At 74.0% G+C, this 26,873-nt stretch carries 20 protein-coding genes; 8 read left to right on the forward strand and 12 right to left on the reverse strand.

The genetic code is table 11. The annotated features are described in order from the left end of the window. The first annotated feature begins 353 nt into the window (after nucleotides 1-353). From RM540_RS12500 to RM540_RS12515, 4 genes are all read left to right on the forward strand, one after another. Entirely contained in the window at nucleotides 354-998 is a 645-nt protein-coding gene (locus RM540_RS12500) for a hypothetical protein (RefSeq protein ID WP_311664584.1), read from the forward strand. A 148-nt stretch (nucleotides 999-1,146) separates the two neighbouring features. Then, complete coding sequence (locus RM540_RS12505) at nucleotides 1,147-3,807, forward strand: histidine kinase (protein ID WP_311664586.1); 2,661 nt, start codon at nucleotides 1,147-1,149, stop codon at nucleotides 3,805-3,807. Between the two features lie 64 nt (nucleotides 3,808-3,871). Next, entirely contained in the window at nucleotides 3,872-4,702 is an 831-nt protein-coding gene (locus RM540_RS12510) for a LytR/AlgR family response regulator transcription factor (protein ID WP_311664588.1), read from the forward strand. A 111-nt stretch (nucleotides 4,703-4,813) separates the two neighbouring features. After that, complete coding sequence (locus tag RM540_RS12515; protein ID WP_311664590.1) at nucleotides 4,814-6,121, forward strand: SpoIID/LytB domain-containing protein; 1,308 nt, start codon at nucleotides 4,814-4,816, stop codon at nucleotides 6,119-6,121. A gap of 56 nt (nucleotides 6,122-6,177) precedes the next feature. Here the strand turns inward: RM540_RS12515 and RM540_RS12520 are convergent, their stop codons facing one another. Together RM540_RS12520 and RM540_RS12525 are read right to left on the reverse strand one after the other, a co-directional pair. Next, on the reverse strand, nucleotides 6,178-7,548 hold the full coding sequence (locus tag RM540_RS12520; protein ID WP_311664592.1) for an FAD-dependent oxidoreductase: 1,371 nt from the start codon (nucleotides 7,546-7,548) through the stop codon (nucleotides 6,178-6,180). Between the two features lie 42 nt (nucleotides 7,549-7,590). Beyond that, entirely contained in the window at nucleotides 7,591-8,694 is a 1,104-nt protein-coding gene (locus RM540_RS12525) for a cation diffusion facilitator family transporter (protein ID WP_311664594.1), read from the reverse strand. A gap of 271 nt (nucleotides 8,695-8,965) precedes the next feature. On the opposite strand from RM540_RS12525, the gene RM540_RS12530 reads away from it, so the two are divergent. Then, nucleotides 8,966-10,135 (forward strand): VOC family protein, encoded by a 1,170-nt coding sequence (locus RM540_RS12530; RefSeq protein WP_311664596.1) that lies wholly within the window; start codon nucleotides 8,966-8,968, stop codon nucleotides 10,133-10,135. A 184-nt stretch (nucleotides 10,136-10,319) separates the two neighbouring features. Next, nucleotides 10,320-12,173 (forward strand): excinuclease ABC subunit UvrC, encoded by a 1,854-nt coding sequence (gene uvrC / locus RM540_RS12535; protein WP_311664598.1) that lies wholly within the window; start codon nucleotides 10,320-10,322, stop codon nucleotides 12,171-12,173. Nucleotides 12,174-12,416: 243 nt separating this feature from the next. Here the strand turns inward: uvrC and lepB (RM540_RS12540) are convergent, their stop codons facing one another. The 5 genes from lepB (RM540_RS12540) to RM540_RS12560 form a co-directional block, all read right to left on the reverse strand. Then, nucleotides 12,417-13,535, reverse strand: coding sequence for a signal peptidase I (lepB, locus tag RM540_RS12540; protein ID WP_311664600.1), 1,119 nt, complete (start codon nucleotides 13,533-13,535; stop codon nucleotides 12,417-12,419). Between the two features lie 75 nt (nucleotides 13,536-13,610). Further along, nucleotides 13,611-14,738 (reverse strand): signal peptidase I, encoded by a 1,128-nt coding sequence (lepB, locus tag RM540_RS12545; RefSeq protein ID WP_311664602.1) that lies wholly within the window; start codon nucleotides 14,736-14,738, stop codon nucleotides 13,611-13,613. A 115-nt stretch (nucleotides 14,739-14,853) separates the two neighbouring features. Then, nucleotides 14,854-15,606 carry a hypothetical protein gene (locus RM540_RS12550; protein ID WP_311664604.1) on the reverse strand — a complete coding sequence of 251 codons (753 nt, stop codon included), beginning with the start codon at nucleotides 15,604-15,606 and terminating at the stop codon, nucleotides 14,854-14,856. Nucleotides 15,607-15,738: 132 nt separating this feature from the next. Next, complete coding sequence (lepA, locus tag RM540_RS12555; RefSeq protein ID WP_311664606.1) at nucleotides 15,739-17,535, reverse strand: translation elongation factor 4; 1,797 nt, start codon at nucleotides 17,533-17,535, stop codon at nucleotides 15,739-15,741. A gap of 241 nt (nucleotides 17,536-17,776) precedes the next feature. Then, the gene (locus RM540_RS12560; protein WP_311664608.1) at nucleotides 17,777-18,382 is read right to left on the reverse strand and encodes a Uma2 family endonuclease; all 606 of its coding nucleotides are present in this window, start codon (nucleotides 18,380-18,382) and stop codon (nucleotides 17,777-17,779) included. A gap of 130 nt (nucleotides 18,383-18,512) precedes the next feature. Here RM540_RS12560 and RM540_RS12565 point away from each other — a divergent pair, with 130 nt between their 5' ends. Then, a complete protein-coding gene (locus RM540_RS12565; RefSeq protein WP_311664610.1) occupies nucleotides 18,513-19,373 on the forward strand; it encodes a DUF3667 domain-containing protein in 861 nt (286 codons plus the stop codon). Between the two features lie 17 nt (nucleotides 19,374-19,390). Here the strand turns inward: RM540_RS12565 and RM540_RS12570 are convergent, their stop codons facing one another. From RM540_RS12570 to RM540_RS12580, 3 genes are read right to left on the reverse strand one after another with little or no spacing between them, the layout of a single operon-like run. Further along, on the reverse strand, nucleotides 19,391-19,600 hold the full coding sequence (locus RM540_RS12570) for a hypothetical protein (RefSeq protein WP_311664612.1): 210 nt from the start codon (nucleotides 19,598-19,600) through the stop codon (nucleotides 19,391-19,393). Then, complete coding sequence (locus tag RM540_RS12575) at nucleotides 19,587-19,877, reverse strand: hypothetical protein (protein WP_311664615.1); 291 nt, start codon at nucleotides 19,875-19,877, stop codon at nucleotides 19,587-19,589. The genes RM540_RS12570 and RM540_RS12575 overlap by 14 nt, the downstream gene beginning before the upstream one ends. After that, the gene (locus RM540_RS12580) at nucleotides 19,870-21,828 is read right to left on the reverse strand and encodes a DNA gyrase/topoisomerase IV subunit B (protein ID WP_311664617.1); all 1,959 of its coding nucleotides are present in this window, start codon (nucleotides 21,826-21,828) and stop codon (nucleotides 19,870-19,872) included. Before RM540_RS12580 ends, RM540_RS12575 begins: the two co-directional genes overlap by 8 nt. A gap of 284 nt (nucleotides 21,829-22,112) precedes the next feature. Here RM540_RS12580 and RM540_RS12585 point away from each other — a divergent pair, with 284 nt between their 5' ends. Further along, nucleotides 22,113-23,051 (forward strand): SDR family NAD(P)-dependent oxidoreductase, encoded by a 939-nt coding sequence (locus RM540_RS12585; protein ID WP_311664619.1) that lies wholly within the window; start codon nucleotides 22,113-22,115, stop codon nucleotides 23,049-23,051. Between the two features lie 72 nt (nucleotides 23,052-23,123). Here the strand turns inward: RM540_RS12585 and RM540_RS12590 are convergent, their stop codons facing one another. Continuing rightward, a complete protein-coding gene (locus RM540_RS12590; protein WP_311664621.1) occupies nucleotides 23,124-24,284 on the reverse strand; it encodes a nicotinate phosphoribosyltransferase in 1,161 nt (386 codons plus the stop codon). Between the two features lie 363 nt (nucleotides 24,285-24,647). Then, the gene (locus tag RM540_RS12595; RefSeq protein ID WP_311664623.1) at nucleotides 24,648-26,867 is read right to left on the reverse strand and encodes a RecQ family ATP-dependent DNA helicase; all 2,220 of its coding nucleotides are present in this window, start codon (nucleotides 26,865-26,867) and stop codon (nucleotides 24,648-24,650) included. Nucleotides 26,868-26,873: the final 6 nt, after the last annotated feature.

Genomic DNA, 26,873 nt, shown 5'->3' on the forward strand with positions numbered 1-26,873 from the left:
CTCGGTACGGGATGCGGGTCTCGGTGGGCTCTCCGGGCTGCGTGCCCTCTACGTCCTCGGCCGCGAGGCGACCACCCCGCCCCCGCCGACGTGCGCGCCCGCCCCGCCCCGTCCGTCCGGGCGGGGTGGCGACCGGCCGGCGCCGAGCGGCGGCGCCCCTCGTGCGGGCGGGGTGGGGCACAACGGCGTCCCCACCCCTCTGAGCGGCGTCACGAGGGGCGGATCTCAGGGAATTCAGACGCCCTCTTCAACACCGCGCCCCTGCTCCACGTTGATAACTCGAATCCCCCGATCCGCTCCGTGCGGCCCTGGGACACCCCCTCCACCACAGACCCGCTGGGTCCCCCCTCCCTGTGAAGACACTCGCCTTTCCGCTCCTCGCCGCCCTCGTCGCCCTGCCCGTGCTCTCGGGCTGTGACTCGAACGACGACGACGAGACCACCTACGACGTCCAGTTTACCGCCCTCAACAACAGCGGCGTGACCGGCACCGCCGAGCTCACGATGGACGACAACGACTTTACCGTCGAGATCGACGCCGACGATCTCGACGCCACCGTGCACCCCCAGCACATCCACGGCGCGCCGGGCGGCACCGTGACCGCTCAGGCCGTGTGCCCGACGATGGCCGACGACGCCAACGCGGACGGCTTCGTGGACGTGCTCGAAGGGCTCCCGCGCTACGGCGCCATCCTCCTGCCGCTCGACGACGACATCTCGACGCAGGCGCAGAACGTCTCCGGCTTCCCCACCGGCACCTCCATCGACTACTCGGAGTCGACCTCGGTGGTCGCGCTCCGCTCCGCCCTCGTCAAGGACGACAGTGACACGAGCGACCCCATCGGCACGCTCGGTGCAGACGGGATCGTCGACCTCGACGACTACGTGATCGTGATCCACGGGACGAACGACGAGCTTCCGGCCTCGGTCGGCACGCTCCCGGGCCTCCCGAGCCAGGCCACGCTCCCGGTCGCCTGCGGCCGGATCACGCGGAGCTAACCCCCCGACGCGCTCCCAAGGCCTGCGCGCCCGGCCCCCTTCGGTGGGGCCGGGCGCGTTGTCGTTACGGGTCCGCACCCCGCCCCGCCCATGGAGCGCGCGCGAGGCCGCCGCCCCTCGCGGGGGCGGGGCGGTCTAGATTCCCCGCATGTCGCCGCCGGCCCACCGTCTGCTCGTCCGGGCGCTCGCCGTGGCGCTCGCGGCGCTGGCCCTGTACCCGCTCGCCCAGATCGGGCGCGCGTGGGTCGAGTACACGGGGACGGTCGGGCTGGGGCTCGAGGAGAGCCCGCCGCGTGGGTTCGACGGCGTCCGCTGGGAAGACGCCGCCCCGCCCACCGCGAGCGGGGCGGTCCGGGCGGCCTACGTGTTCCCGCGCGGGCCGGCGGCGGCGGCCGGGCTCCGCGAGGGGGACCGCCTGCTCACGCTCGACCTCCGCCCGGTCGCCTCGGCCGCCAGCGTCGAGCGCGACGTCGAGCGGGCGACCGGGGCCGTGCTCGCCTACGGCGTCGAGCGGGGCGGCGTCGAGCGCGCGCTTGACGTTCGCGTCGAGCGGTACCCGACGTTCCTGTACCCGGTCCAAGGGCGGCTGTGGGCGGCGGCCGGGTGGGGGTTCGCCGTCGCCGCGTTCCTGCACCTGCTGGCCTACCTCACCGTCGCCCCGCTCGCGCCGCGGAGCCCGCGCGCGCGGCGCTCGCAGCTGCTCATCGGGGCCGCGCTCGTGTGGGTGGCCGGCAACCTCGTGCGCCTGCTGTGGGTCGAGGTCTGGGGGCCGCCGCCGGCCGGACCGGCCTCGGGCGGGGCGGCGCTCGCGGGCGTCGCGTTCGACGCGCTCACGCTGGCGGCGCTGGGCGGGTGGATCGCCTACCCGCTCCTGCTCCTCGACCAGGGCATCCGCTCGTCGCGGCAGGCGGCGGGGCTGGGGGCGGGGCGGTGGGTGCTCGTCGTGCCGGCCGCCGTCCTCGGCGTGGGCGTGACGCTGGCGACCGTCGTCGGGCACGTGGGGCCGCTCCCGCCGGACGCGTTCGCGATCCCCATCCTGTTCTACGTGTGCGTCTACGTGGCCGCCGCGACCGCGCTCTCGTTCGGGCGCCCGGCGGCCGCCCCGCCCGACGCCGCCCCGCCCCCGCGGTGGAGCCGGGCGGGGAGCGCGTTCGTGTTCGCGCTCTCGGTCGCCGGCGCCGCGCTCGTCGCCGCGCGCGTCGCGCCGGGGCCGCAGGACGTGCCGACGGCGTGGTTCGTGGTCGCGTTCCAGCTGTTCTCGCTGCTCCCGGTCGCGCTCGTGTCGCTCTCGACGCTCCGCTACGGGCAGTTCGACGTGCTCCTGCTGCGCGGGCTCTCGGCCGTGGCCGTGCTCGCCGGCGCGTTCGTGGCCGTGTCGCTGGGCTCGCTCGCGCTCGACGCCGTGCTCCCGGGCGGGTCCCACCCGGTCGCGCTCGGCGTGCTCGTCGTGGTCCTGCTCCTGGTCGCCGAGCGGACGGCGCCGATGGTCCGGGAGCAGGTGCAGCGGGCGTTCCGCACCGAGCGGCAGCGGGCGCGGCGACGGCTGGACCGGCTGGGCGACCGGATCCGGTTCGCCGTCGACGTCGACGCGCTCGCGGCCGAGACGGTCGAGTCCGTAGGCCGCGCGCTCGGGGCGCGCTCGGCCGTCGTGTTCCTGTTGGCCGGGGCCGGGACGCCGGCCGAGCGGTGGGTCCGGGCGCGGTTCCGGCCCGAGGCGCCGACGTTCGAGGAGGCCGACCTCGAGCAGGTCTGGGCGCGCGTCCGCGACGAGGGCCGCGTGTGGTCGTGGAACGAGGAGCTCAACGAGTCGGCGCTGCCGCGGGGCTACGCCGAGCGGCTGGACCGGCTGGGCGCCGCCCTCGCCGTGCCCGTGACGACGGGGCAGGGCGGGGCGGTCGGGCTCGTCGTGCTCGGTCGGAAGGCCCGACGGTTCACGGTCTACAACACCGAAGACGTCGACCGGCTGAAGGCGCTGGCCGGCGGGCTCGCCCTCGCCGTCGAGCGGCTCCGGCTGCTCGAGCGCGAGCGGGCGCTCGTGCGCCAGACGGCCGAGGCCGAGCTCGCCACGCTCCGCGCCCAGATCAACCCGCACTTCCTGTTCAACGCCCTCAACACCGTCGCCGCGCTCATCGGCGAGCGGCCGGACGAGGCCGAGCGGACGGTCGAGCATCTGGCCGGCCTGTTCCGCGACGTACTTACGGCGAGCGGCCGCGCGCTCGTCCCCCTCCGCGACGAGCTCCGCCTGGTGCGCCGGTACCTGGCCGTCGAGAAGGCCCGGTTCGGCGACGCCATTGAGGTCGAGGTCGACGTCGAGGCGGGCGCGGCGGACGCCGAGGTGCCGGCGTTCGCGGTCCAGACGCTCGTCGAGAACGCGGTCAAGCACGGGGTCGAGCAGAAGCGGGGTGGCGGCCGCGTCTCGGTCCGCGCACGCGTCGAGGGCGGCGCGCTCGTGGTCGACGTCCGCGACACGGGCGCCGGGCTCGCCGTGGCGCCGCCGCCTGCGGGCGGGGCGGACGCGGGCGGGGCGGCGGGCGACGGCGCGGCCGCGGACCCCACGGCGTTCTACGGCGTCGGCCTGCGCAACGTGTCCGACCGGCTCCGCCAGCTCTACGGCGACGGCGCGCGCCTGACGCTGGCCCCGCGCGACCCGGGCACGCTGGCCTCGCTCGTCGTCCCGCTCGCGCCGCCCCGCCCTGACGCCCCGCCGGCCGCCCCGCCTGAGGCGCCGGGCGCGAACGAAGACGCGAACGGGCGAGGTGGGGCGGTTGGGGACGTGCTCGCGCCCGTGTCGCCCCGTGTCGTCCCGTGACTCGCCGCCCCGCCCGCGCGGCCTGTCCCGCCCGCCCCTCTCCCCCACCCCGCCCCTGCTGCCCATGAGTGCCCTCCGCGTGTTGATCGTCGACGACGAGGCCCCGGCCCGGTCCCGGCTCCGCCGCCTGCTCGACGGGTTCGTCGAGGACGGCCGGATCGAGGCGCCGGTCGAAGCCGCCGACGGGGTCGAGGCCCTGGAGCGGCTGGCCGAAGCCGAGCGCCCGTTCGACCTCGCGTTCCTCGACGTCCGCATGCCCGAGGTCGACGGGTTCGACGTGGTCGAGCGCGTGGCGGCGGAGCGGCGGCCGGACGTCGTGTTCACGACGGCCTACGACGAGTACGCCCTCCGCGCCTTCCGCGCGAACGCGACCGACTACCTCCTGAAGCCGATCGACGCCGAGCGGCTGGAGGAGGCGCTCGCCCGCGTCGAGGACCGCCGGGGCGACAGCGAGGAGCGCGACGAGCGGCTGGCCGCGCTCCTCGACACGCTCGACGAGCAGGCCGCCGCCCCGCCCCCGGACGGCGACACGGGGCCGCCGATCGAGCGGTTCACGGTCCAGGGCGTCGACCGGCTGGTCGTGGTCTCGGCCGGCGACGTGATCGCGGCCGAGGTGTCGGACGGCATCACGAACCTGTACGTCCGCCAGGAGGGCCGCGAGGGCGGGGCGGGCATCGGGCGGCATCTCGTCGGGTTCACGCTCGACGCGCTGGAGGCGCGGCTCGACCCGGCACGGTTCATGCGTGTCCACCGGAGCGCGCTCGTCAACCTCACGTGCGTCCGCGAGATGGTCCCCTGGTTTTCGGGCCGGTACAAGATCGTTCTCACGGGCGGCCACGAGGTGACGGCCAGCCGCTCGCGCTCGCGCGAGCTCCGCGACCGGCTCAGCCTGTAGGACCGCCGGGCGGGGCGGCCTGGGGGATTCGCTGTGCCGGCCGCCGCGCCGCGCGCCGTACACTGCCACCTGTCCCCCACCGAGGGCGCCGCCCGGTCGCCCTCCCGTCCCATGCCGTTCCGCCTCACCGCCCCGCTCCTGGTCGCCCTCGTGTTGTCCGCCGGGCCGGCCCTGGCCCAAGAGCCGGCGGTCCGCGTCCGCGTCCTCTCCCGCGAGGCGCCGCGCGCGGTCGAGGTGTCGGCCGACACCGCCCCGCTAGCCGTCGTCGTCGACGGCCGGACCGTGGGGACGCTCGGCCCGGGCGCCGCGCTCCGCGTCGTGCCGCGCGCGTCGGGCGTCGAGGTCGAGGGCGGCGGCCTGCGCGGGCGGGGCGGCCGCGTGGTCGTCGCCGGCCCGGGCGTCCGCGTCCGAGCGGGGCGAACGGACCGCCGCTACGCCGGAGCGCTGGAGGCGACGGCGGCCGGCGGGCGCCTGGAGCTCGTCAACGAGACCCCACTCGAAGCTTATGTGTCGAGCGTGGTCGCGTCGGAGTACCCGTTCCGGGAGATCGAGGGGGCCAAGGCGCAGGCCGTCATCGCGCGGACCTACGCGCTCCGCCGGGGCGGGGCGGCTGGGGCCTACGACCTCGACGACCACACGGGCTCGCAGGTGTACCGAGGCGCTGGCGCCGAGACCGAGACCTCGCGGCGGGCGGCGGCCGAGACGCGGGGCGAGGTGCTCCGCTACGGCGGCGCGCTCGCCGAGACGCCCTACTTTTCGTCGTCGGGCGGCCACACGGCCGACAACGAGGCCGTCTGGAACGGCGCCCCGCTCCCCTACCTCCGCGGCGTGGCCGACCCGTACGACGCCGCCTCGCCGCACCACGCGTGGGAGGCGACCGTCGACGCGGGCCGCCTCCACGCCGCGCTCTCGGACCGCTTCGGCGGGCGCGTGACGGGCTTCTCGGTCGTCCGCCAGTCGCGGACGGGACGCGTCCAGGAGATCGCGCTCGACGGGGCGGGGCGGCCGACGATCTCGGGGAGCCAGTTCCGCAGCGCGGTCAACGCCGTGCTCGGCGCCAAGACGATCCGGAGCACGCGGTTCGAGGTCGCCCGCGACGGGGGCGCGTACGTGTTCACGGGCGGCGGCTTCGGCCACGGCGTCGGCATGAGCCAGTACGGCGCGCGCGGGCAGGCGCTGGCGGGCCGGTCCTACCGCGACATCCTCGCCTTCTACTTCGCGGGGACGGCGCTCGCGGGCACCGGCGGCGAGCGCTACGCGACCCTCGACCGCCCCGCCCCGCCCGTGGCCCCGGCCTACGCCCCGCCAGCCTACGCCGCCCCGCCCGCGGCGAGCGGGGTGGTGGTCCGTCGGCGGCCGGCGCCGCGCCGGGAGGCGCCGGCCAGGGCGGAGCCGACAAAGCGGCGCGTGGCGTGGTAGGGGCGGGGCGGCCGTGTTTCCCGCCCCGCTCGTAGCGGGCGGGGTGGCGGCGAACCCTACCGCCCCGCCCGGCGCACGGCCACGCTCGCGGCAACCTTCAACGGGTCGACCGCCGGCGCGACCGGCGGGTTGTAGACCAAGTCGAGGTCCTCAGCCAACTCGCGCGCCGTGGCCCCGGCCTGGACGAGCGGGACGAGCACGTCGGCCCGGAGCGCGGCGCCCTCGGCCGACACGATCTGGCCACCCAGGAGCCGCCCCGCCCCGCGCTCGACGACGAGGCGGACGTCGATGGGGCACGAGCCGGGGAAGGCCGCCGTGCGCGTCCAGTGGCGGACGTCGGCGGCGACGGCGTCGAGCCCGGCGTCCGCCGCCTGGGCGAGTGACAGGCCGACGGAGCCCACCTCGATCCCGAACGCTTTGACCGCGACGCCGCCCGCGATGGGGCGGAACGTGTCGGCCCGGCCGCCGCGCGAGGCCGCGTTGCGGGCCGCCACGCGCGCCGAGCGCCGGCCGGTCGGCGCGAGCGGCCACAGGACGCGCCGGCCGTCCGGCGCGCGCGGGACCTCGGCTACGTCGCCGCAGGCCCAGACGTTGGCGAGCGACGTCTTCATGCGGTCGTCGACGGCCAGCCCGCCCATCTCGCCCACGCGGGCGCCGGCCGCGACGGCGAGCTCGGTCCGCGGCTCGACGCCGATCGACACGACGACCATCTGGCAGCCGACGAGCTCGCCCGCGTCCGTGCGGACCGCGCGCACCCGCCCCGCCCTGTCCGCGAGGATCTCGGTCGGCTTCTCAGCGCGGACCGCGACGCCGGCCGCGGCGACGGCCCGGTCCATGAGGTCGCTGGCCTCGCACGCGACCGTGTTGTTGAGGACGCGGCCGGACGGGTCGAGGATCGTCGCCTGGAGGCCACGGTCGCGGACGGCCTCCGCCATCTCGACCCCGATGTAGCCGCCGCCGGCCACGACCACGTGGCGGACGGACTCGGTCTCCAGCCAGAGCCGGACGGCCTGGGCGTCTTCCAAGTCGCGGATGACGAACACGCCCGCGGCGTCCTCGCCGGGCACGCCCAGCCGCCGCGCGCGGGCGCCGGTCGCCAGGATCACCCGGTCGAACCGCTCCTCGCGCTGCGCCCCGTAATCGAGCGCGTCGACCACGAGCCGCCCCGCCCGGGCGTCGAGCGCCGTCACGCGCTCGCGCAGGCGGACCTCGAACCCCCGGCTGCGTTCGAGTTTCTCGGCCGTGTTCACGACGAGCGCGTCCGCCCCGCCCAGGTGGCCGGCGATGTAGTACGGGATCTCGCACGTCCCGATCGAGACGTGGCGGCCCTCTTCGAACATCACGACCTCGGCGTCCGGCGCCTGGCGCTTGGCCTCGGCGGCGGCGGCGGGGCCGGCCGCGAGGCCGCCGACAACGGCGATGCGCATGGGACGGGCGGGGTGGTGGAGTCGCGGGCGGGGCGGTCGAACCTACGCCCGCTCGGCGAGCGAGTCGGCCACGTCGTCGTGGGGGACGCCGGCCGAGTGGCGGTGCGACGTGGGTTCGAGGTGCGACGTGATCTGCACGCGGCTCTGGGGGAACAGCGCCCGCTGCCGGGCCTCGACCTGGGACGCCCGCTCGTGGGCGTCGTCGAGGCGGAGCGCGTCGGGGAGCAGGAGGTGCTGCTCCAGCCACACCTGGTCGTTCACGCGCCGGTGGCGGACGTGGTGATGGCCCTGGATCAGCCCCTCGGCCTCGGCCGCCGCCAGCACGTCCAGGACGCGCGCCGTCTCGGCGTCGTCGGCGCGCTCCATCAGCCCGCCGTAGGCGTCGCGGATGAGGCGCCCGCTCGTCCACAGGATGTTGGAGCCGGCGAGGAGCGCGACGACCGGGTCCAGCCACTCGATCCCGGTCACGACGACGAGGCCGACGCCGGCGAGCACGCCCAGGCTCGTCCACATGTCGGTGAGGACGTGGTGGCCGTTGGCGACGAGGACGAGCGCGTTCGTCCGCTTCCCGACGCGCACGAGCGTCGCGCCGAGCACGAGGTTGACGAGCGCGAGCGCGGCCGTGATCGCGAGGCCCACGCCCAGGTTCTGGAGCTCCGGCCCGACGATGAGCGCCCGGATGGCTTCGTAGCCAATCGCGAGCGCGGCGACCAGGATGAGCGCGCCCTCCAGCCCGGCCGAGACGTAGGCGATCTTGCCGTGCCCGTACGGGTGCGCCCGGTCCGGCGGCTGGGCCGCGTACCACAGGCTGAACCCGGCGACGGCCGTCGCGAACAGGTGGACCACCGACTCGAGCGCGTCGGAGAAGATGGCCGTCGAGCCCGTTAGCCCGTACGCCGCGAGCTTCCCGACCAGCATGACGACCGCGACGACGAGGCTGGCCGCCATCGCCACGCGCTGCTGCCGCTGGACGTCCGCCCGCTCCGCGGCGCTCGCGGGCGGGGCGGGGCGGGGCTCGTGGCCGGCGTGGAGGAGCATGGCGCTTGGACCGCCCCGCCCGCCGGGGGGTTTCGGGCGGGCAGCGGGCAGCGACGACAACCGCCCCGCCCAGGCGTGGGCGGGGCGGCCGACGTAGCGGCGTTGCATGCAACGCCGTCGGGGCGCGGCGCACGGGCGGCGGCGGGCGGGGCGGTGACGCCATCCAGAACAGCCCCGCCCACCTCGGCCACGGCGGCCGCGGCCGAGGCGCCTGACATGGGCGGGGCGGCACTGAGCGGGGCGGTGCCTGCCCAAGCCGCCCCGCTCACCCCGGACACGACGAGTCGTGTCCCTACGGGCGCCGGTTGCCGGCCGGTTGCGCCAACCTTTCCCGCCCCGCCCCGTTTTTCCACCGTCCCTCTCTCCCCCCAAAAATCCCATGACCCTCGACCACGTCGGCATCGCGCTGTCGGACCCCGAACAAGAAGCCGTCTTCCGGCGCCTGCTCGACGCGGCGCCGTACAAGACCGAGGCGGTCGAGCGCGAGGGCGTGGCGACGACGTTCTTCGGCGACGGCGGCCAGGGCGGGGCGGCGCCCAAGCTGGAGCTCCTGGAGGCGACCCGCGACGACTCGCCCGTGGCGACGTTCGTGGCGAAGCGTGGCCCGGGCGTCCACCACCTCGCCTTCGAGGTCGGCGACCTGGAGGCCGAGATGGAGCGCGTGCGCGCGGCGGGCTTCCGCCCCCTCGCCGACGCCCCCAAGCCCGGTGCCGACGGCAAACGCATCGTGTTCCTCCACCCCAAAGACACGGCCGGCGTGCTCGTCGAGCTGGTCCAGAGCGTCCGCCCCGCCCCGGCGTGGACGACGCTGGCGACCGACACCGGCGACCGCGCCGTCCAGGTGTCGGGTCCCGACGACGGCCCGCCGCTCGTGGTCCTGCACGGGGCGCTGGGCTCGACGGAGTTGGAGACCGACCGGCTCGTCCGCGTGTGGGAGCGGACGTTCCACGTGCACGCGCTCGATTTTGCCGGCCACGGGCGGAGCGCCGCCACCCCGCCCGACGGACCGCCGACGTGGGAGACCTACACGGCCGACGCCGTCGCGCTCCTGGACTCGCTGGACCGCCCCGCCCGCGTGTTCGGGTTCTCGATGGGCGGGGCGGTCGCGCTCGCCGCCGCGCTCGCCCGCCCCGCCCTCGTCGGGCGCCTCGCCGTCCACGGCGCGAACGTGCAGTGGAACCAGGCCGAGGTCGAGGCGATGGTCGGGCCGATGGCCCCGGAGCGGATGGCCGAGGCGACCCCGTTCTGGGCGCGGCGCCTGGAGGAGACGCACGGGGCGGGGTGGCGCGGCCTCGTGGCCGACCTCGTCGCCTTCACGCGCGGCCTCCCGGACGCCTGGCTGGAGGACGCCGACCTCGCCCGGATCGCGTGCCCCACGCTGGTCTCCGCCGGCGACCGCGACCGCTACTTCGACGTCCGCCACGCGGTCGGCCTCTGGCGCGCGGTCCCGGACGCGCGGCTCCAGATCCTCCCCGGCCTCGACCACCCCATCCAGGGCGTCGACGTGCCGACGTTCGCGGGCGGGGTGGCGGACTTCCTGCTCGCGTAGCCTTCCGCCCCGCCCGCGCCGAGTGTCGTGACGCGGGCAGGGTGGCGTGACGCGCCGCCGTCACCGGCGGGCACGAACCTGGGCGGTCCCGCGTACGCCACTCCGCCCCGCCCCGCCCGTTGGGTCCGCCCGCCAGATTGGTTGCGGACGGGGTGGCCGCCCCGCCCCGTGCCCGCCCCGCCCCGTGACCGAAGCGCTCGCCGACAAGCTCAAGCACCTGCCCACGTCGCCCGGCGTCTACCAGCACCAGGACGCCGAGGGCACGACGCTCTACGTGGGCAAGGCCAAAAACCTGCGCAGCCGCGTCAGGAGCTACTTCCAGGACGGCCGCCCGCGCGAGGGGCGCATCCAGGCCCTCGTCAAAAAGGTGGTCGACGTCGAGGTCATCGTGACCGACACCGAGGCCGAGGCGCTCATCCTCGAGAACAACCTGATCAAGCGGCTCAAGCCGCGCTACAACGTCCTCCTGAAGGACGACAAAAGCTACCCGTTCATCTGCGTCAAGAACGAGCGCTTCCCCCGCGTCTTCCCCACACGCACCGTCCGCCGCGACGGCTCGCTCTACTACGGGCCGTACACGGACGCCAAGGCGATGAAGCTCGTCCTCAAGACGATCAAGGACCTGTTCAAGCTCCGGTCGTGCTCGCTCCACCTCAGCGAGGCGGCCATCGAGGCCGGCAAGTTCCAGCCGTGTCTGGACTACCACATCCAGCGGTGCGCGGCGCCGTGCGTGGGCTACGAGACCGAGGCCCACTACAACACGACCATCGAGCAGATCAAGACGCTCCTCGAAGGCAAGACCGGCGAGCTCCGGGCGCTCCTCCAGGACGAGATGGCCTCGCTCGCCGCCGACAAGAAGTTCGAGGAGGCCGCCGAGTACCGCGACCGGATCGCCGCGCTCAAGAAGTACAGCGAAAAGCAGAAGGTGGTGACCGACGAGCAGGTCGACCGCGACCTGTTCGCGCTCGCCGTCGAGCGCGAGGACGACGTGGCCGTCGGCGTCCTGTTCAAGGTCCGCGAGGGGAAGATCGTGGGCCGCCAGCACAAGGTGCTCCGCGGCATCGAGGGGGCCGAGGACGCCGACCTCATGCAGCGGTTCGTCGACGACCACTACGCCGGCGCCACGTTCTTCCCCGACGAGGTGTACCTGGCGTCGGAGCTCGCCATGCCGTCGGCCGTCGAGGAGTACCTCCGCGACGCGCGAGGCAAACGGGTCGAAGTCCGTGTGCCCCAACGCGGAGAGAAGGTCGACCTCATGAACATGGTCGAGGCCAACGCGCGCCTGCTCCTCGGCGAGTGGCAGCTCCAGAAGGAGAAGCGCGACGAGGACCGGATCCCGCGCTCGGTGATGGCGCTCCAGCGCGACCTCCGCCTGAAGAAGCCGCCCCGCCGGATCGAGTGCTTCGACATCTCGCACCTGGGCGGCACCGGCACCGTCGCGTCGTGCGTGGTCTTCCAGGACGGCAAGCCACGTAAGAGCGACTACCGGACCTACAAGATCCGGACGGTCGAGGACGGCAAGCCCGACGACTTCCAGTCGATGCGCGAGGTCGTCGAGCGCCGCTACGCGCGGCTCCTGCAGGAGAACGGCCCGTGGCCGGACCTCGTGATCATCGACGGCGGCAAAGGCCAGCTCTCGTCGTCCGTCGAGTCGCTCAAGCGCGTCGACGTGTACGGCAAGTTCCCCGTCGTGGGGCTGGCCAAGCGGCTGGAGGAGGTCTTTTTCCCGGGCGAGAGCCAGTCGACGATCATCCCCCGCACGTCGTCGTCGCTCCGCCTCATCCAGCGCGTCCGCGACGAGGCCCACCGCTTCGCGGTGACGGCGCAGCGGAAGCAGCGGCGGATCAAGGACCTCCGCAGCGAGCTCCTCGACATCCCGGGCGTGGGCGCGAAGACGGCCAAAAAGCTCCTCACCGAGCTCGGGAGCCTCAAGGCGGTCAAGGCCGCGGGCGAGGCCGAGATCGCCGCGGTCACCGGCCCGTCGGTGGCCCGCAAGATCCGCGCGCACTACGACGCCGCCCCGCCCGAGGCGGCCTGAGGGCGGGGCGGGCGCCCTGGGCGTGGGCGGGGCGGTTCCACCCGCGCGGCGCTCGCCACCCCGCCCGCATCGTCCACCACCCCTGGCTACGCCGTCCCTTCGGGGTGTCCCCTCCTGGCTGCGCCGTGTCCAGGAGGGAGACTCCTCCCGCCCCGCTCAATCTGAACGCTGATAAAGCAGAAGACCTCTTGATCCTGCACTAGGGAGCAGGCCTGTACCTGGTACCCCGTACCTCCCCGACGTCTAGCGCACCGCCGTCCCGATCCGGTCCCAGTGGGGCGCGCCGGCCGCCTCGTCCCACGAGAAGTAGACGGCGACGGCCTTCCCGATGAGGTGGTCCTCGGGGACGAACCCCCACGTCCGGCTGTCGGCCGAGTCGTCGCGGTTGTCGCCCAGGACGAAGTAGTAGTCCTGGGCGAACGTGTAGGTCTCGGCCGGGACACCGTCGACGAGGAAGCCGCGCGCCGTGCGCTCGGCGCGGTGGCCCTCGAACCGCTCGATGACCGTGCGGACGACCGGCCACGAGGCGTCGTCGAGACGGACCGTGGCGCCGGCGCGGGGGACGACGATCGGGCCGTAGTCGTCGAGGCTAAAGTGGAAGGCCGCCGGGAAGGCCGCGCTCCCGTCGCCCAGCGGGCGGACGAGCGGATAGACGGCGTCGACGCCGGGGAGCGCCCGGAGCCGGTCGGCCTGCCCCGCCGTCCCCTCGATCAGCCAGAGCCCGGCCGCCCGGCGCTCGATGCGGCCGTCGAGCCCGAGGAGCGCGTCGGGCGGGAGCGGCTGGGACAGCCGGACCTCCCACAGCTGGCGCCCCACGGGCGGGGCGGGCTGCGCCTCGGCCCCGATGCGGACCTCCTTGGCCCGGATCGCGAGCGTGTCGCCGGGGAGCGCCACGACGCGCTTGATGTAGGGCGTCCGCCGCGCGGGCTCGGGGTCGAGCCCCGGCGGGTAGTTGAACACGGCCACGTCGCCGCGGTCGGGGTCGTCGAACCCGGGCAGGCGCGCGCCGAAGAGGCGCGGCCCGTAGTGGAGCTTCGAGACCAGCACGAAGTCGCCCACGAGCAGCGTGTCCTCCATCGACGTCGACGGGATGCGGAACGCCTCGAACGCGACGGCGCGCAGGAGCACGGCCACGAGGACTGCCCCGCCCACGACGCGGAGCCACGCCCACAGCTCGGCCGCCCCGCCCCGCCCCGCGGCAGGTCTATCCTGGCGGCGGTCGGCGCCCGGCGCCACCGGAGGCGCCCCGTTCGGGCCGGGCGCGCCGTCGCCAGCGGCGAGCGGCGGGGCGGCCTCCCCCACCGCCCCGCTCCCGGGTCGGGGCGGGGCGGGCGAACGGTCGGGCGGGGTGGCGTCGAGCACGGGCGGGGTCCGGTCGGGGGCCGACGGAACGGGGCCGCCCCGCCCACTCGTTCCCACTCGTTTCCCAGCGCGGCGCTACGGGATCGGCTGGAAAAAGCGGCGGAGCCGGGGGATCGGCGGGAGGTAGCGCTCGAACGAGAGGAACGTGAACAGCGCCTTCCCCACGAGGTGCGTCTCGGGCACGAACCCCCAGTAGCGGCTGTCGACCGAGTTGTCGCGGAAGTCGCCCATGACGAAGTAGTAGTCCTGGTCGAACGTGTAGGTCGCGGACGGGACGCCGTCGATGAGCACCGCCCCGCCCTCGCCCTGCGTGAGGTCGCGGCCCTCGTAGCGGACGATGGCCTCGGCGTAGGTCGGGAGCGTCCGCTCGTCGAGCACGACGGTCAGGCCGCGGCCGGGGACCACGAAGGGCGGGACGTGGTCGGGGTTCTTCCCGAACGTCGGGTCGCGCCAGGACTCGTCGAGCACGAACGGGTCGACGCGGGCCACCTCGGGGAGCGCCTCGAGCGCGGCCACGCCCACCGGCGTCGCGAACACGTCGTACTCGCGGGGCTCGGCGATCGCGGCGCCGTCGCGGCGGTCGCTGCCGGGCAGGAGCGTCACGCCGAGCTCGGCGAGCTGCCGCGCGTTCGGGCGCGTGGCGCCGGTCGCCGTCACGCGCCACCGCTGCTTGAGCGTCGGCCCGAGCGGGACCGGCTCGCCGCCGATGTGGAGGACCTTGTCGAGGACCGCGACCGTGTCGCCGGGCGTCCCTACGATCCGCTTGATGTAGGGCGCCCGCCGCTCGACGGGCGTCGACTCGGGAATCGCCCCGCGCTCGACGTCGACGGCGGACGGGTAGTTGAACACGGCCACGTCGCCGCGCTCGGGCTCGGAAAACCCCGGCAGCCGGGTCTGCGGGAGCTCGACGCCCGGGAGGTAGACGCCCGTGAACGGGATGCCGATCGTGCTCGGCGTCCGCGGCCCGTAGTTCAGCTTCGAGACGATGAGGAAGTCGCCCACGAGCAGCGTCTCCTCCATCGACTCGGACGGGATGCGGAACGGCTCGAAGATGAACGTCCGCAGCAGCAGGATGATGACGATGGCCTTGGCCCAGAACCACAGGTTCTCCTTCATCGTCGGCTTGGCCGGCGCCTCGCGCCGCCGGCCGTCCGCCCCGCGCGGCGTCCGTTTTCGGTTCTGTCGGGTCGTGGTCGTGGCCAAGCGGGTAGGGGGCGAGCCCTCGGGGCGGACCCGGAGGGCGGACCGTGGGGGGCGGGGCGGTCGAAGCTACGGGCCGCCCCGCCCCAGGGTGCGGGCGGGGCGGACGCTGGCGGCCCTAGCGGTGGATGATCCAGCGGTCGCCGGCCGCCCCGGCCCACCGCGGCGGCCGCACCTCGCGGACGTAGAACTCGGTCCCGTTGTAGCCCGTGCGGTACCACGTCCGCCGCGCGAACGAGTGGTAGTAGTCGAGCCACGGGACCGGCCGGCGCTCGGCGGCGAGGCGCCGCGCGAGGTCGGCCTTGAGGGCGGGGAGGAACGCCGCCTGCTCCTCGTCGGCGGCGATCATGAGGCCGCGCCCGAACGGGCCGTCGAGGTCGAGGACGAGCACGGGGATCGTGTCGTTGACGGCGAACCAGTACTCGAACTGGACGTGGTCCGAGCCGCCGTAGCCGTAGCGCTTCTGGGCGTCGCCGTTCCGCGTGGGGTCGCCGAAGGCGGCCTGGAGCTGGCCCCGGAGCACGGCCGTCGACGTCGTGTCGATGGCGGCCGCCCCGCCCGTCGGCGCCGAGAGCCAGAACGCCTCGCCGTACTGCTCCAGGAACGGCCCCTGCTCCCGCGGCCGCACCTTCTCCCACCGGAGCGTGGCCATCCGGGCCACGCGGATGGCGCTGTCGGCGCGGGCCTCGTGGGCGCGCCGCGCGAGGTCCGACGCCGCCTGCCGCCGCTCGCGCGACGCCGCGTAGGCCGCCAGGTGGGGGTCCCCCGCCCCGCCCGGGCGGGGCGGGCGGGGCGGCACGCGCGGGCCGATCTCGGCGAGCGCCTCGGCCGCGCGCGCGGCGCTGCGCTGGCGCTGCAGCAGGTCGACCACGTTCTGGGCGTGGGGGGCAGGGGACCCCGGAGAGGGAAGGCAGAAGAGGACGAGCACGACGGCCGCGGAGCGGAGCCACCCCGCCCCGCCCCCCCGCTCCAGTCCCCGGTCCCCAGTCCCCATGTCCCTACCTCACTCCATCGAGAGGACCGCCAGGAACGCCTCCTGCGGGACCTCGACGGCGCCGACCTGCTTCATCCGCTTTTTCCCCTCCTTCTGTTTTTCCAGCAGCTTCCGCTTGCGCGAGATGTCGCCGCCGTAGCACTTGGCCGTCACGTCCTTGCGGAGCGCCTTGACCGTCTCGCGGGCGATGACCTTGTTGCCCAGCGCCGCCTGGATGGCCACGTCGAACATCTGGCGCGGGATGAGCTCGCGGAGCTTCGTCGAGAGCCGCCGCCCCATGTCGTAGGCCTTCTCGCGGTGGACGATCGTGCTCAGCGCGTCGACCGTGTCGCCGTTGAGCATCACGTCGAGCTTGACCAGCTTCGAGGCCCGCTCGTCGATAAAGTCGTAGTCGAACGACGCGTAGCCGCGGCTGACCGACTTGAGCTTGTCGTAGAAGTCGAAGACGATCTCGGCGAGCGGGAGCTCGTACTTGAGGTTCACGCGGTCCGTCGTGAGGTACTCCTGCGTGAGGTACGTCCCGCGGCGGTCCTGGCAGAGCCCCATGAGCGCACCCACGTACTCGGTCGGCGTGATGATCTCGGCCTTCACGTAGGGCTCGCGGACCTCGTGGATCTGGCCGGGGTCGGGCATCTCCGACGGGTTCTCGACCTCGACCGCCTCCCCGCCCGAGAGCTCGACCGTGTAGCGGACGTTGGGCATCGTGGTCACGATGTCGAGCCCGAACTCGCGGTCCAGCCGCTCCTGCACGACCTCCATGTGGAGCATGCCGAGAAAGCCGACCCGGAACCCGAACCCGAGCGCCGCCGACGTCTCGGGCTCGTACGTGAGCGCGGCGTCGTTGAGCTGGAGCTTCTCGAGGGCGGCGCGGAGGTCCTCGAAGTCGGCCGAGTCGGTTGGGTAGATGCCCGAGAACACCATCGGCTTCACGTCGCGGTAGCCGGGGAGCTGCGTGTCCGCCCCGCCCTTCTGGTGCGTGACGGTGTCGCCGACGCGCGTGTCGGCCACGTCCTTGACCGAGCCGATGAGGTAGCCGACCTCGCCCGGGCCAAGCTCCGCGACCGGCTCCATCCCCATCTTGAGGTGGCCGATCTCCTCGGCGAAGTACCGGGCGCCCGTGGCCATGAACTCGATGGCGTCGCCCTTGCGGAGCGTCCCCTCCTTGACGCGGACGTAGACGACGGACCCGCGGTAGGTGTCGAACGTGGAGTCGAAGATGAGCGCCTGGAGCGGGGCGTCGGGGTCGCCGGTCGGGGCCGGCACGCGCTCGACGATCCGGTCGAGCACGGCCTCGACGCCCTGCCCGGTCTTCGCGCTCACGTGGAGGACGTCGTCGGGGTCGCCGCCAATGAGGTCGGTGATGGACTGGGCGACCAGCTCGGGCTCGGCGCTCGGCAGGTCCACCTTGTTCAGGACCGGGATGATCTCGAGGTCCTGGCCGATCGCCATGTAGAGGTTCGAGATCGTCTGCGCCTCGATCCCCTGCGCCGCGTCGACGACCAGGATGGCGCCCTCGCACGCGTTGAGCGCGCGGCTCACCTCGTAGGTGAAGTCGACGTGGCCCGGCGTGTCGATGAGGTTGAGCACGTACCGCTCCTTGTCCGGGGCCTGGTACCCCATGCGGATGGCGTGGCTCTTGATCGTGATGCCGCGCTCGCGCTCGAGGTCCATCGAGTCCAGCACCTGCGCCTGCATCTCGCGCGACGTCAGCGTGCCGGTCGCCTCGAGGAGGCGGTCGGCCAGCGTCGACTTGCCGTGGTCGATGTGGGCGATGATGCAGAAGTTCCTGATGCGGCTCTGGTCCACGAGGGCGGGGCGGGGTGGCGCGGGTTTCGGTCAACGGTGAAACTAGCGCCGGGCGTGCCGGCCCCGGCGGAAATCCCGGTGCGCTCGGGGCGCGCGCAGGAGCGCCTGCGTGTGGGCGCGCCGGCACAGAAGCCTGGAGGCGGCCGCCCCGCCCCGCCGCGGTTGGGCCGGGGGCGGGGTGGAGCCGTTGCCCGCCGCCTCCGCCCCGCCCCCGCGGCCGGCGCACGCGGCCGGGGCGGCGTCAAGGAAGGTCGACGAGCCGGTACACGTCGGCGAGCGGGACGGCGAGGCCGAGCGCGGCGCTCTCGACGACGGCGTCGAGGCCTTCGACGAACCGGAGCGCCCCGCCCTCGGGCTGGGGCACGATCCGCGTGACCGCGGCGGCGTCGACCTCGACGATCCAATACTCGACGAGGCTCTCGATCCCAGCGTACGCCCGGAGCTTCGCGCCGCGGTCGCGCCCCACGGTCGACGGCGAGACGATCTCGACGAGGAGCGTCGGGTTGAGGAGAACGGCAGGGTTGTCGTCGGTGTACTGGGGCTCGTCGCACGTGAACACGAGGTCGGGGTAGCTGTACCGGCCGGCCTCCGTCCGTACGCGCTGATCGCCTACCCCGCCCCGCCACCCGCGCTGCGTCATCGGTCCGTGGAGGGCGGCTGAGAGGTTCAGCACGACCTGGTTGTGCGCCGGGCTCGCCCCGGCCATCGCCACCGTCCCCGTCTCGTCATAGCCGTGGACAGGAACGACCACGCCGTCCCAGTACTCGTAGCGTTCGCCCTCGGGCGCGGCGGCGTCGAAGGCGAGGTACTCCTCGACGGTCATGCGGGCGGGGCGGACAGCGGACATGGCTCCGGGCGGGGTGGGAACGTCAAGGTAGGGACCGCCCCGCCCACGCCCAGCGGAGGCGCGGGCGGGGCGGCGCCTTGACGCGGGCCGCCCCGCCCCGCATCTTCACAGGCCACTCACGGAGAGCGCCTTGATCGACACCGCCCCGCCCGCCCTCGCCGCCACGGCAGGCCACCCCGTCCCCGAACGGGACGTCGACTGCCTCCAGTGCGGGGCGGGGCGGGTCGGCGCCTACTGCCACGCCTGCGGCCAACACGAGTCGGTGGCGGACCGGCTCACGTTCCGCTCGCTGTGGCACGACTTCCGGGTCCGCCGGCTGAACCTCGACCGCGGGCTCGGGCGGACGCTCCTCGACGTGGTGCTCCGGCCCGGGTACGTCGCGCGGGCGTTCGTGGAGGGCCGGCGGCAGACGTACACGCACCCGATCACGCTGCTGTTCGTGCTGTACGCGGTGTACGCTGTGGTCGCGGGGCTCCTCGACGAGCCGCTTCAGGCGGTGATGCGGGCGCAGATGGAAGCGCAGATGCCAGCCGGAGACGAGATGACGTCGGAGATGGATGACGTCGTCAGCGTGATGTCGGAGGTGGTGCGAGTGCTCTACACCTACGGCGCGTACTTCTCCGTCCTCGTCATCCTCCCATTCGCGGGGCTCCTCCGGTGGCTCCTCGGCGACCGGGGTCGGACCGTCGCGGAATACGCCGTCTTCGCCGCCTACGTCGAGGCCGCCGTCGTCCTCCCAAGCGCCCTCGTCCTCACCCCGCTCATGGCGTTGACGGGACTGTCGTGGATCGGAATGCTCAGCTTCGTCCTGTACCTGGTCTACGCCGTGTGGGGCGTGGCGCAGTTCGTGGACGATCGCCACCCGGGCACGCTTGCCCTAGCCGGACTCTCGATGACAGTCGCCCTGGTCTTCTACTTCGGCTTGTTCATGGTCGCCGCTTTTAGCTACGGGATTTACATCGCCATCCAAGCCGCTCACGCCGCCGGCTGAGCCCCGGGCTGCCCGCCCTACTCCCCCGCCCCGCCCTCGCTCGCGTCCCGCCGCGCGCGGACGACCTCAACGGCCAGCAGCGCCAGCCCGACCACCATCAGGAGCCCCGAGAGCGCCGGCCGCCACACGCCCACGCCCCGCCCGAGCGCCCACGCGAGGACGTTCGTGAGCGCGAGCCCCACCCCGCCCGCGAGGGCGGTTAGACCGAGGCGTTCAGACCGGGTCATCCCCCCGCACGCGCCAGTCGGAGCCGTCGACGACCCGGCCGTCTTGCCAGACGACCCAATGGGACGTGTCCATCTGGAGGTTGCCGTATTCCGGCCCGTGTCGCTCCCGCCGAAGGCGCTCGACCTCAGCCAGCCGCTCGGCGACAGGGCGGCTCAGCCAGTACGCCGAATCACGCACCACCCCGCCCCGGCTGTTCCCGCCCCACCCGGCGTCGCGGGCGGGGCGGTCGTCGCCCTGGGCGGGGCGGCCGTCATCGGAGCGGGGCGGCCTAGACATCGAGGTCCTCGACGGTCGCCGCCTGCTCCATGATGAACCGGAAGCGGGGCGCCGCGTCCTTGCCCATGAGGTCCGAGATCGCCAGCTCCGTCGCCACGCGGGCGTCGTCGGGGATCGTGACCCGGAGGAGCCGGCGCTTGGCCGGGTCGAGCGTCGTCTCGTTGAGCGTCTGCGGCATCATCTCGCCCAGCCCCTTGAAGCGTTGGACTTCGATCGTCGTGCGGGGGTTCTTCTTCTGGATCCGTCGGACGATCTTGTCTCGGTCGGCCTCGTCGAGCGCCCAGTGCGTCTCCTTGAGCGCGTCGACGCGGAAGAGCGGGGGCTGCGCGACGTAGACGTAGCCGCCGTCGACGAGCGGGCGGAGGTAGCGGTAGAGGAACGTGAGCAGGAGCGTCGCGATGTGGAGGCCGTCCGCGTCGGCGTCCATCAGCAAGATCAGCTTGTGGTAGCGAAGCTTGGTCAGGTCGAGGTCCTCGCCCACGCCGCAGCCCAGGGCGTCGACGATGTTCGAGAGCTCCTTGTTGGCGAGCACCTTGGCCTTCGTCGCCTGCTCGGCGTTGAGGACCTTGCCGCGGAGCGGGAGGATGGCCTGCGTGGTCCGGTCGCGGCCCTGCTTGGCGGAGCCGCCGGCCGAGTCGCCCTCGACCACGAACAGCTCGCTCTCCGACGGGTCCGTCGAGGCGCAGTCGGCGAGCTTGCCCGGGAGGTTGAGCCGGTGGCTGACGGCGCTCTTGCGGCGGACGCTCGACGCCGCGGCGCGCGAGGCCTGCCGCGCCTTGGCCGCCTGGATCACGCGCGCCACGATCGCCTCGGCCGTCGAGGGGTGGGCGTTGAGGTACTGCTCGAACTCGGTGCGGAAGGCGCCACTCACCGCGCTTCGCACCTCGGGGTTGTTCAGCTTCTCCTTCGTCTGCCCCTGGAACTGCGGGTCGACGTGGTACAGGTTGACGACGGCGACGAGCCCCTCGCGGACGTCGTCGGCCGTGAGCTCGAGCTTGCGCTGGCCCAGGTCGTGCGTCTCGATGTAGTTGCGGACGGCCTTGGTCACGCCGTCCTTCAGCCCCTGCTCGTGCGTCCCGCCGTCGCGCGTGGGGATGCCGTTGACGAACGACGTGATCTGCTCGCGCGGCGCCTCGGTCCACACAAAGCAGATCTCGGTGCGGAGGCCGTCGGCGAGCTCGTCCTGGCGGATCACGAACGGGTCGGGGTGGACGCGCCGCGTCTCGGCCTCTTTCACCAGGTGGTCGAGGTACTCGACGATGCCGCCCTCGTGGTGGTACTCGACGCGTTCGCCGGCCTTCTCGTCCTTGAACACGATCCGGAGCGCCCCGTTGAGGTACGTCTTGACCTCCAGGTTGCCCTTGATGGTCTCGGCGTCGAGGTCGGTCGTCTCGAAGATCTCGGGGTCCGGCGTGAACGTGATCGTCGTACCGCTCCCGCGGACGTTCTGGCGGAGCGTCTTCAGCTTCGAGACCGGGAGCCCGCGCGCGTACCGCTGCTCGTAGAGCTTGCCGTCGCGCTTGACCTGCGCCACGAGGCTTTCGCTGAGCGCGTTCACGACCGACGACCCGACGCCGTGCAGCCCGCCCGAGGTGACGTAGCTGGACCCGTCGAACTTGCCGCCGGCGTGGAGCGTGGTGAGGATGACCTGGAGCGCCGGCACCTTTTTCGTCGGGTGCTTGTCGACCGGGATGCCGCGGCCGTTGTCGCTCACCGAGACGGTCCGCCCGTCGCGGTGCAGGACGACCTCGATCTGGGTCGCGTAGCCATTCGTGGCCTCGTCGACCGCGTTGTCGACGATCTCCCAGACGAGGTGGTGGAGCCCGGCCTTGCCGGTGCCGCCGATGTACATGCCGGGCCGCTTGCGGACGGGCTCCAGGCCCTCCAGGACCTGGATGTCGGCGCCGGTGTACGTGTCTGCGGCGACCGGGCGGTTCTGAACTTCTGCCATAGCGTGCGTGGGGGGACGTTCGGGACCAAGGTAACGGGGGCGCTGTGACATCCGCGCGGCACGGGGCAGGGTTCAGGGTTCAGGGTTCAGGGTTCAGGGTTCAGGGTTCAGGGTTCAGGGTTCAGCAAAGATGACGGCCGCCCCGCCCGCAGTGTCAAGGGCGGGGCGGGGTGGTTGTCCCCGCGTTGTCCACCGCCCCGCCCGAACCAAGCAACCTCGAACCCACACAGAGCAACTCCGCCCCGCCCGCGCCGTCCTAGACCGCCCCGCCCGCCGCCCCGCCCGTGGAGACCGACCCGCGCCTCGAACCCTCTCGCCGCCCCGCCCCCGCGGTCGACCTTGCCGACCGGCCGACGGCGCTCGTCACCGGCTCCAACGGCGGCGTCGGGCTCGCGCTCGCCCAGAAGCTGGGCCGGGCGGGGTGGCGCGTGCTCCTGCACGGCCGAGACGGCGACAAGCTCGCGCGGGCGCACGCCAGGATGGACGTCGGCGCCCCGCACGAGGCGTTCCAGGCCGACCTCGCGAACCCCGACGCCGTCCGACGCCTGGCCGACAGCGTCCGCGAGGCGACCGACCGGCTCGACGTGCTCGTCCACAACGCGGGGCTCGTGCGGCCGTCGCGGGAGCGGACGGCGGGCGGGGCGGAGATGACGGTGGCCGTCAACGCGCTCGCGCCGTTCGTGCTCACGGAGGCGCTCCGCCCGCTCCTGGAACGCACGGCGGCCGATCACGACGGCGCCCGCGTCGTCACCGTCTCCAGCGAGGCCCAGAAGGCGGCCCGCCTGCCGGCGGCGAGCCCGGAGGGCGTGGCCGAGGTGCTCCGCGGCACGGGCCGCGAGCGCTACTCGTCGATCCGCGCCTACGCCCAGAGCAAGCTGGTCGCCACGGTCTGGACGCTAGAGCTCGCGCGGCGCCTGGAAGGCGCGGGCGTGACGGCCAACGCCTGCCACCCGGGCGTCGTCCGCACGGGCGTGTTCGGGGGCGTGGGCGGCGTCGTGGGGCTGCTCGCGCAGGCGGCGTCGCCCCTCTACCTCTCGCCGGAGCAGGGCGCTGAGAGCCCGTTCCTCCTCGCGACGGCCCCGCGCTACGGCCAGCGCACGGGCCGCTGGGTCACGCGCGGGCGGTTCCGCGGCCCCCACGAGGCCGCGCCGCCGGGCCAGGCCGCCGACCCGGCCGTGGGCGGGGCGGTGTGGGACGCGCTCGCCCGACTCGCCGGAGACTGACCGCCCCGCCCCGCTCGTCTGCCGACGTTCCAGCAGCGCCCTCCGAGACCGCCCCGCCCGCGCCGCGCTCCGTCAGGCCCACTCGACGGGGACCAGCCGGTCGTTGGGCCGGAGCTCGCGGCCGACCTTGCTCTCCGGCCGACCGTCGAGCTCTACGACGTCGGCCGTAAAGTCGAACGACGCGAGGAGGCCGTCGGCCTCGCCCTTGTTGTGCCCGAGCAGGCTCGACCCGACTCCGTAGCCGGCGACCGGCACGCCGGCCTGCTCGAACCGCTCGATCTTGTGCGGCGTGAACCCGCCGCTGGCGATGATGCCGACCGCCTCGAAGCCTTCCCCGTCGAGCGCCTCGCGGAGCCGCCGCACGAGGGGCGGGTTGACGCCGGTGAGCGCCGCGTCGGGCTCCCGGCGCGCGCGCTCGGCCAGCGAGCGGTCGACGAGCTTCTCGCTCGTGTCCACGCGGACGCCGCTGAGCGCGCCGTCCCCGAACGCCTCCCGCATCGCTCGGGCGACCGCGAGCGCGTCGGCGACGACGTCGTTGCGGTAGTCCACGAGGCTGACCACGCCCACGCTCGGCTCGTGCGCGCGGACGTACCGGGTAAAGGCGAGCGTCGCCTCGACCACGTCGCCGCCGAACGCCGCGATGAGCGCGTGCGGCATCGTCCCGGCCCCGCGCCCGCCCCACCACGCGCCGCCCGCGTCGCTCGACACGCTCCCCGCCCCGCCCACCATCGCGGCGTAGCCGTCCGGCGTCTGCACGCGCCAGTCGTCGTGGCGGGCGCCCATGAAGATGACCGGCTTGCCGGCCGCCGCGTCGATCACGCGCCGCACGTTCGAGGCCACGAGCGAGCGGCGGGCGAGCGTGCCCAGGAGCGGCGTTTCGAGGTGGGCGAAGGCCCGGTACGGCCCGCGGAGGAGCATCACGGTCTCCCACGGCTCGACCGAGTCGCCGTCGAGCAGCGTGTCGACGGCCACGGACGACGGCGCGTACCCGTCGGCAAGCTGCGTCTCGATCAGCCGCACGCCCTCGAACGCCCCGGCGACGACGCCCGCCCGCTTGGAAAACACCTGCATCGTCACGTGCGGATCGCGGCCGGCCTGGTCGAGCGTGGCGGCGGCCCGGACGAAGTAGCGGTCGGACAGCCACCCCTCGCGGATGCGCGGGTCAAAGTGGAAGACCGAGGCGGGAAAGCGGTCGAGGGCGCGGCGGAGGGCGGCGGCGCGGTCGTCGGGCATGGCGGGTGTGGGCGCGGGCAGCGGGGACGCGCGGCCGGCGGAGAAGTGCCATCGCCACCCCGCCCGGTCCAGGCCCGCGCCAGCGGCGGACGCGGGGGCGGGGCGGTGCCGCTCGCCGCCCCGCCCCGGGTGCCTCCCGCCTCGCACGGCCCCAGAGTGCAGCGGCAAGAGGTCTCTCGCGTGGAGGGGGAGACCGGCGCTCGATTCGACAACCACCCCTATCCCCTCCTGGCTAGGAGGGGGACTCTTCCCGCCCTGCCCAGTCTGTACGCCGATAAAGCAGAAGGCCCCTCGCTCCTGCACGAGCCTCCCCGCCCAGAGCGCGGGGGCGGGGTGGAGAAACGCGCTCCCCGGGCGGGGCGGTCAGGCCGCCTCCGCCACGATCCGCAGCACGTCCGCCCCGTAGGCGTCCCACTTGGCCGGGCCGACGCCCTTGACCGCCAGCATCTCGGCGTCCGTCGTCGGGCGGTGCGCGGCGAGCGCGCGGAGCGTCTTGTCGTTGAAGACGACGTAGGGCGGGACGGCCTTTTCGGTCGCCTGCTCCGTCCGCCACGCGCGGAGGGTCTCGAAGAGGGCCTCGTCCTCGGCGCTCAGGTCGTCGGCCTCTACGCCGCCCGAGGACCGCGCCGCCCCGCCCGAGCGACGGCCCGAGCCGAAGGCGGGGACCTCGACGTCAATGGCCTCGCGGTGGTCGAGCGCCTGGTCGCCCAGCGGCGTGAGCTCGATGACCGGGTACTCGTCGCCGCCGATGCGGAGGTAGCCCTTGAGCAGGAGGTCCTTGTAGATGCCGTCGGCGGCGCCCTGGCCGATCGTCTGGAGCCGGCCGTAGTACGGGTGCCGCTCGTACTTGTCCATGCCCTTGGCCTTCGACCCGGCCAGGATCTTGGCGAGCGTGACGCGGCCGACCGGCCACCGCAGGCGGCGGACGGCGTCCAAGAGCCCCAGCGCCACGCGCGAGTTCATGGGCAGCGCGTCCCAGTCCGGGAGCTCGTCCGGCGCGTCGCCCTTGAGGCGGGCGTTCGTGCGGCAGGCGTCGCAGCACTCGGCCGGGTCGACGTCCGTCGCCGCGTCGTCGCCGAAGTGGTCGAGGATCGTGCGGCGCCGGCAGTCCGACGACTGCGCGTAGCGGACGATGCCGAGGAGGCTGGCCGACTGGTCGCCGCTGTGCTTCTCGATGGACTTGAGCGCCTGGCTGACGGCCGTGGCGTCCCACGCCTGCGGCACCCACCGCCCCGCCCCCATCCGGTCCTCGCGCTCGGCGAGCGCCCCGGCCCGGCGGAGCCGGCTGAGCACGTTGGGGAGCTTGGCCCCGTGGATGCCGAGCGCGTCCGACATGCGGAGCAGGAAGTCGCCGTCCGTCTCGGCGCGCTCGCCGTCCTCGGGCGGGGCCGCGTTCTTGGCGGCGCGCTTGACGTAGCCCCAGACGCGGCGGAGGTCGTCGACGGTGGGCGCGCCCTGCTCGATAAACCACTCTTTGAGCTGGCGGTCCTGCGGCGCGTAGAGCAGGAGCGCCGTCGCGGGCCGCCCGTCCCGCCCCGCCCGCCCCGCCTCCTGGTAGTAGGCTTCGAGGTTCGAGGGGATCGACCAGTGGGCCACGAACCGGACGTCGCCGCGGTCGACGCCCATCCCGAACGCGTTCGTGGCGACGACCGTGTCGAGGCGCCCCGCGATAAACTGCTCCTGGACGTGGCTCCTCTCGGCGTCGGGGAGCCCGGCGTGGTAGGCCTCGCACGGGCGGCCCGTCTCGTCGCGGACGAACTGGGCCACGGCCTCGCAGTCCTTCCGCGTGCCGACGTAGATGAGCCCGGCCTCGCCCTGGTGCTCGTCCAGGAACTGCTTCAGCACGCGGCGCTTCTGCTTTTTGGTCGCCGTCTGCTTCACCTCGAACCGGAGGTTCGGCCGGTTGAAACCGGTGACGAGGTGGGCGGGGTGGCGGAGCTGGAGTTGGGCCGCGATGTCGTCCTGGACGCGCGACGTGGCCGTGGCCGTGAGCGCCACGCACGGCGGGCTGCCCATGGCCTCGCGGGCGGCGGCGATGTTGAGGTAGTCGGGGCGGAAGTCGTGGCCCCATTGCGACACGCAGTGGGCCTCGTCGACGGCCAGCAGCGCGACGTGCGCCTCGCGCAGCGACCGCTGGAACGACGGCACGCGGAGCCGCTCAGGCGCCGCGTAGATCATGGCCAGCTCGCCCCGGCGGAGCCGCGCGAGCACGTCGCGCTGCTCGTCGGCCGTCTGCGACGAGTTGACGTAGGCCGCGGCCACGCCGCGCCGCGTGAGCGCGTCGACCTGGTCCTTCATGAGCGCGATGAGCGGCGAGACCACGACCGTCACGCCGTCGGGCTTGAGGAGCGCGCCGAGTTGGTAGACGAGGCTCTTGCCGGCGCCCGTCGGCATGACGACGAGCGTGTCCTGACCGTCGAGGACGGGCCGGAGCGCGTCGGCCTGGCCGGGGCGGAGGTCGTCGAACCCGAAGTGCTCGCGGAGCGCGCGCCGCACGGCCTCGGGCTGGTATCCGGGGGCAACGGGCGGGGCGGCGGTCGGGGCGGCGGGCACGGGCGGGGCGGTCGGTTCGGGGGCGGGCACAGGGTA

This window comes from Rubrivirga litoralis, from assembly GCF_031846415.1.
Lineage (GTDB): Bacteria > Bacteroidota > Rhodothermia > Rhodothermales > Rubricoccaceae > Rubrivirga > Rubrivirga litoralis.

Bases quoted from the DNA above. Each gene is read 5' to 3' on its own strand.
- RM540_RS12505 (WP_311664586.1), top strand. From the start codon at position 1,147: ATGTCGCCGCCGGCCCACCGTCTGCTCGTCCGGGCGCTCGCCGTGGCG.
- RM540_RS12510 (WP_311664588.1), top strand. From the start codon at position 3,872: ATGAGTGCCCTCCGCGTGTTGATCGTCGACGACGAGGCCCCGGCCCGG.
- RM540_RS12515 (WP_311664590.1), top strand. From the start codon at position 4,814: ATGCCGTTCCGCCTCACCGCCCCGCTCCTGGTCGCCCTCGTGTTGTCC.
- RM540_RS12520 (WP_311664592.1), bottom strand. From the start codon at position 7,548: ATGCGCATCGCCGTTGTCGGCGGCCTCGCGGCCGGCCCCGCCGCCGCC.
- RM540_RS12525 (WP_311664594.1), bottom strand. From the start codon at position 8,694: ATGCAACGCCGCTACGTCGGCCGCCCCGCCCACGCCTGGGCGGGGCGG.
- RM540_RS12530 (WP_311664596.1), top strand. From the start codon at position 8,966: ATGACCCTCGACCACGTCGGCATCGCGCTGTCGGACCCCGAACAAGAA.
- RM540_RS12560 (WP_311664608.1), bottom strand. From the start codon at position 18,382: ATGTCCGCTGTCCGCCCCGCCCGCATGACCGTCGAGGAGTACCTCGCC.
- RM540_RS12570 (WP_311664612.1), bottom strand. From the start codon at position 19,600: ATGACCCGGTCTGAACGCCTCGGTCTAACCGCCCTCGCGGGCGGGGTG.
- RM540_RS12575 (WP_311664615.1), bottom strand. From the start codon at position 19,877: ATGTCTAGGCCGCCCCGCTCCGATGACGGCCGCCCCGCCCAGGGCGAC.
- RM540_RS12580 (WP_311664617.1), bottom strand. From the start codon at position 21,828: ATGGCAGAAGTTCAGAACCGCCCGGTCGCCGCAGACACGTACACCGGC.
- RM540_RS12590 (WP_311664621.1), bottom strand. From the start codon at position 24,284: ATGCCCGACGACCGCGCCGCCGCCCTCCGCCGCGCCCTCGACCGCTTT.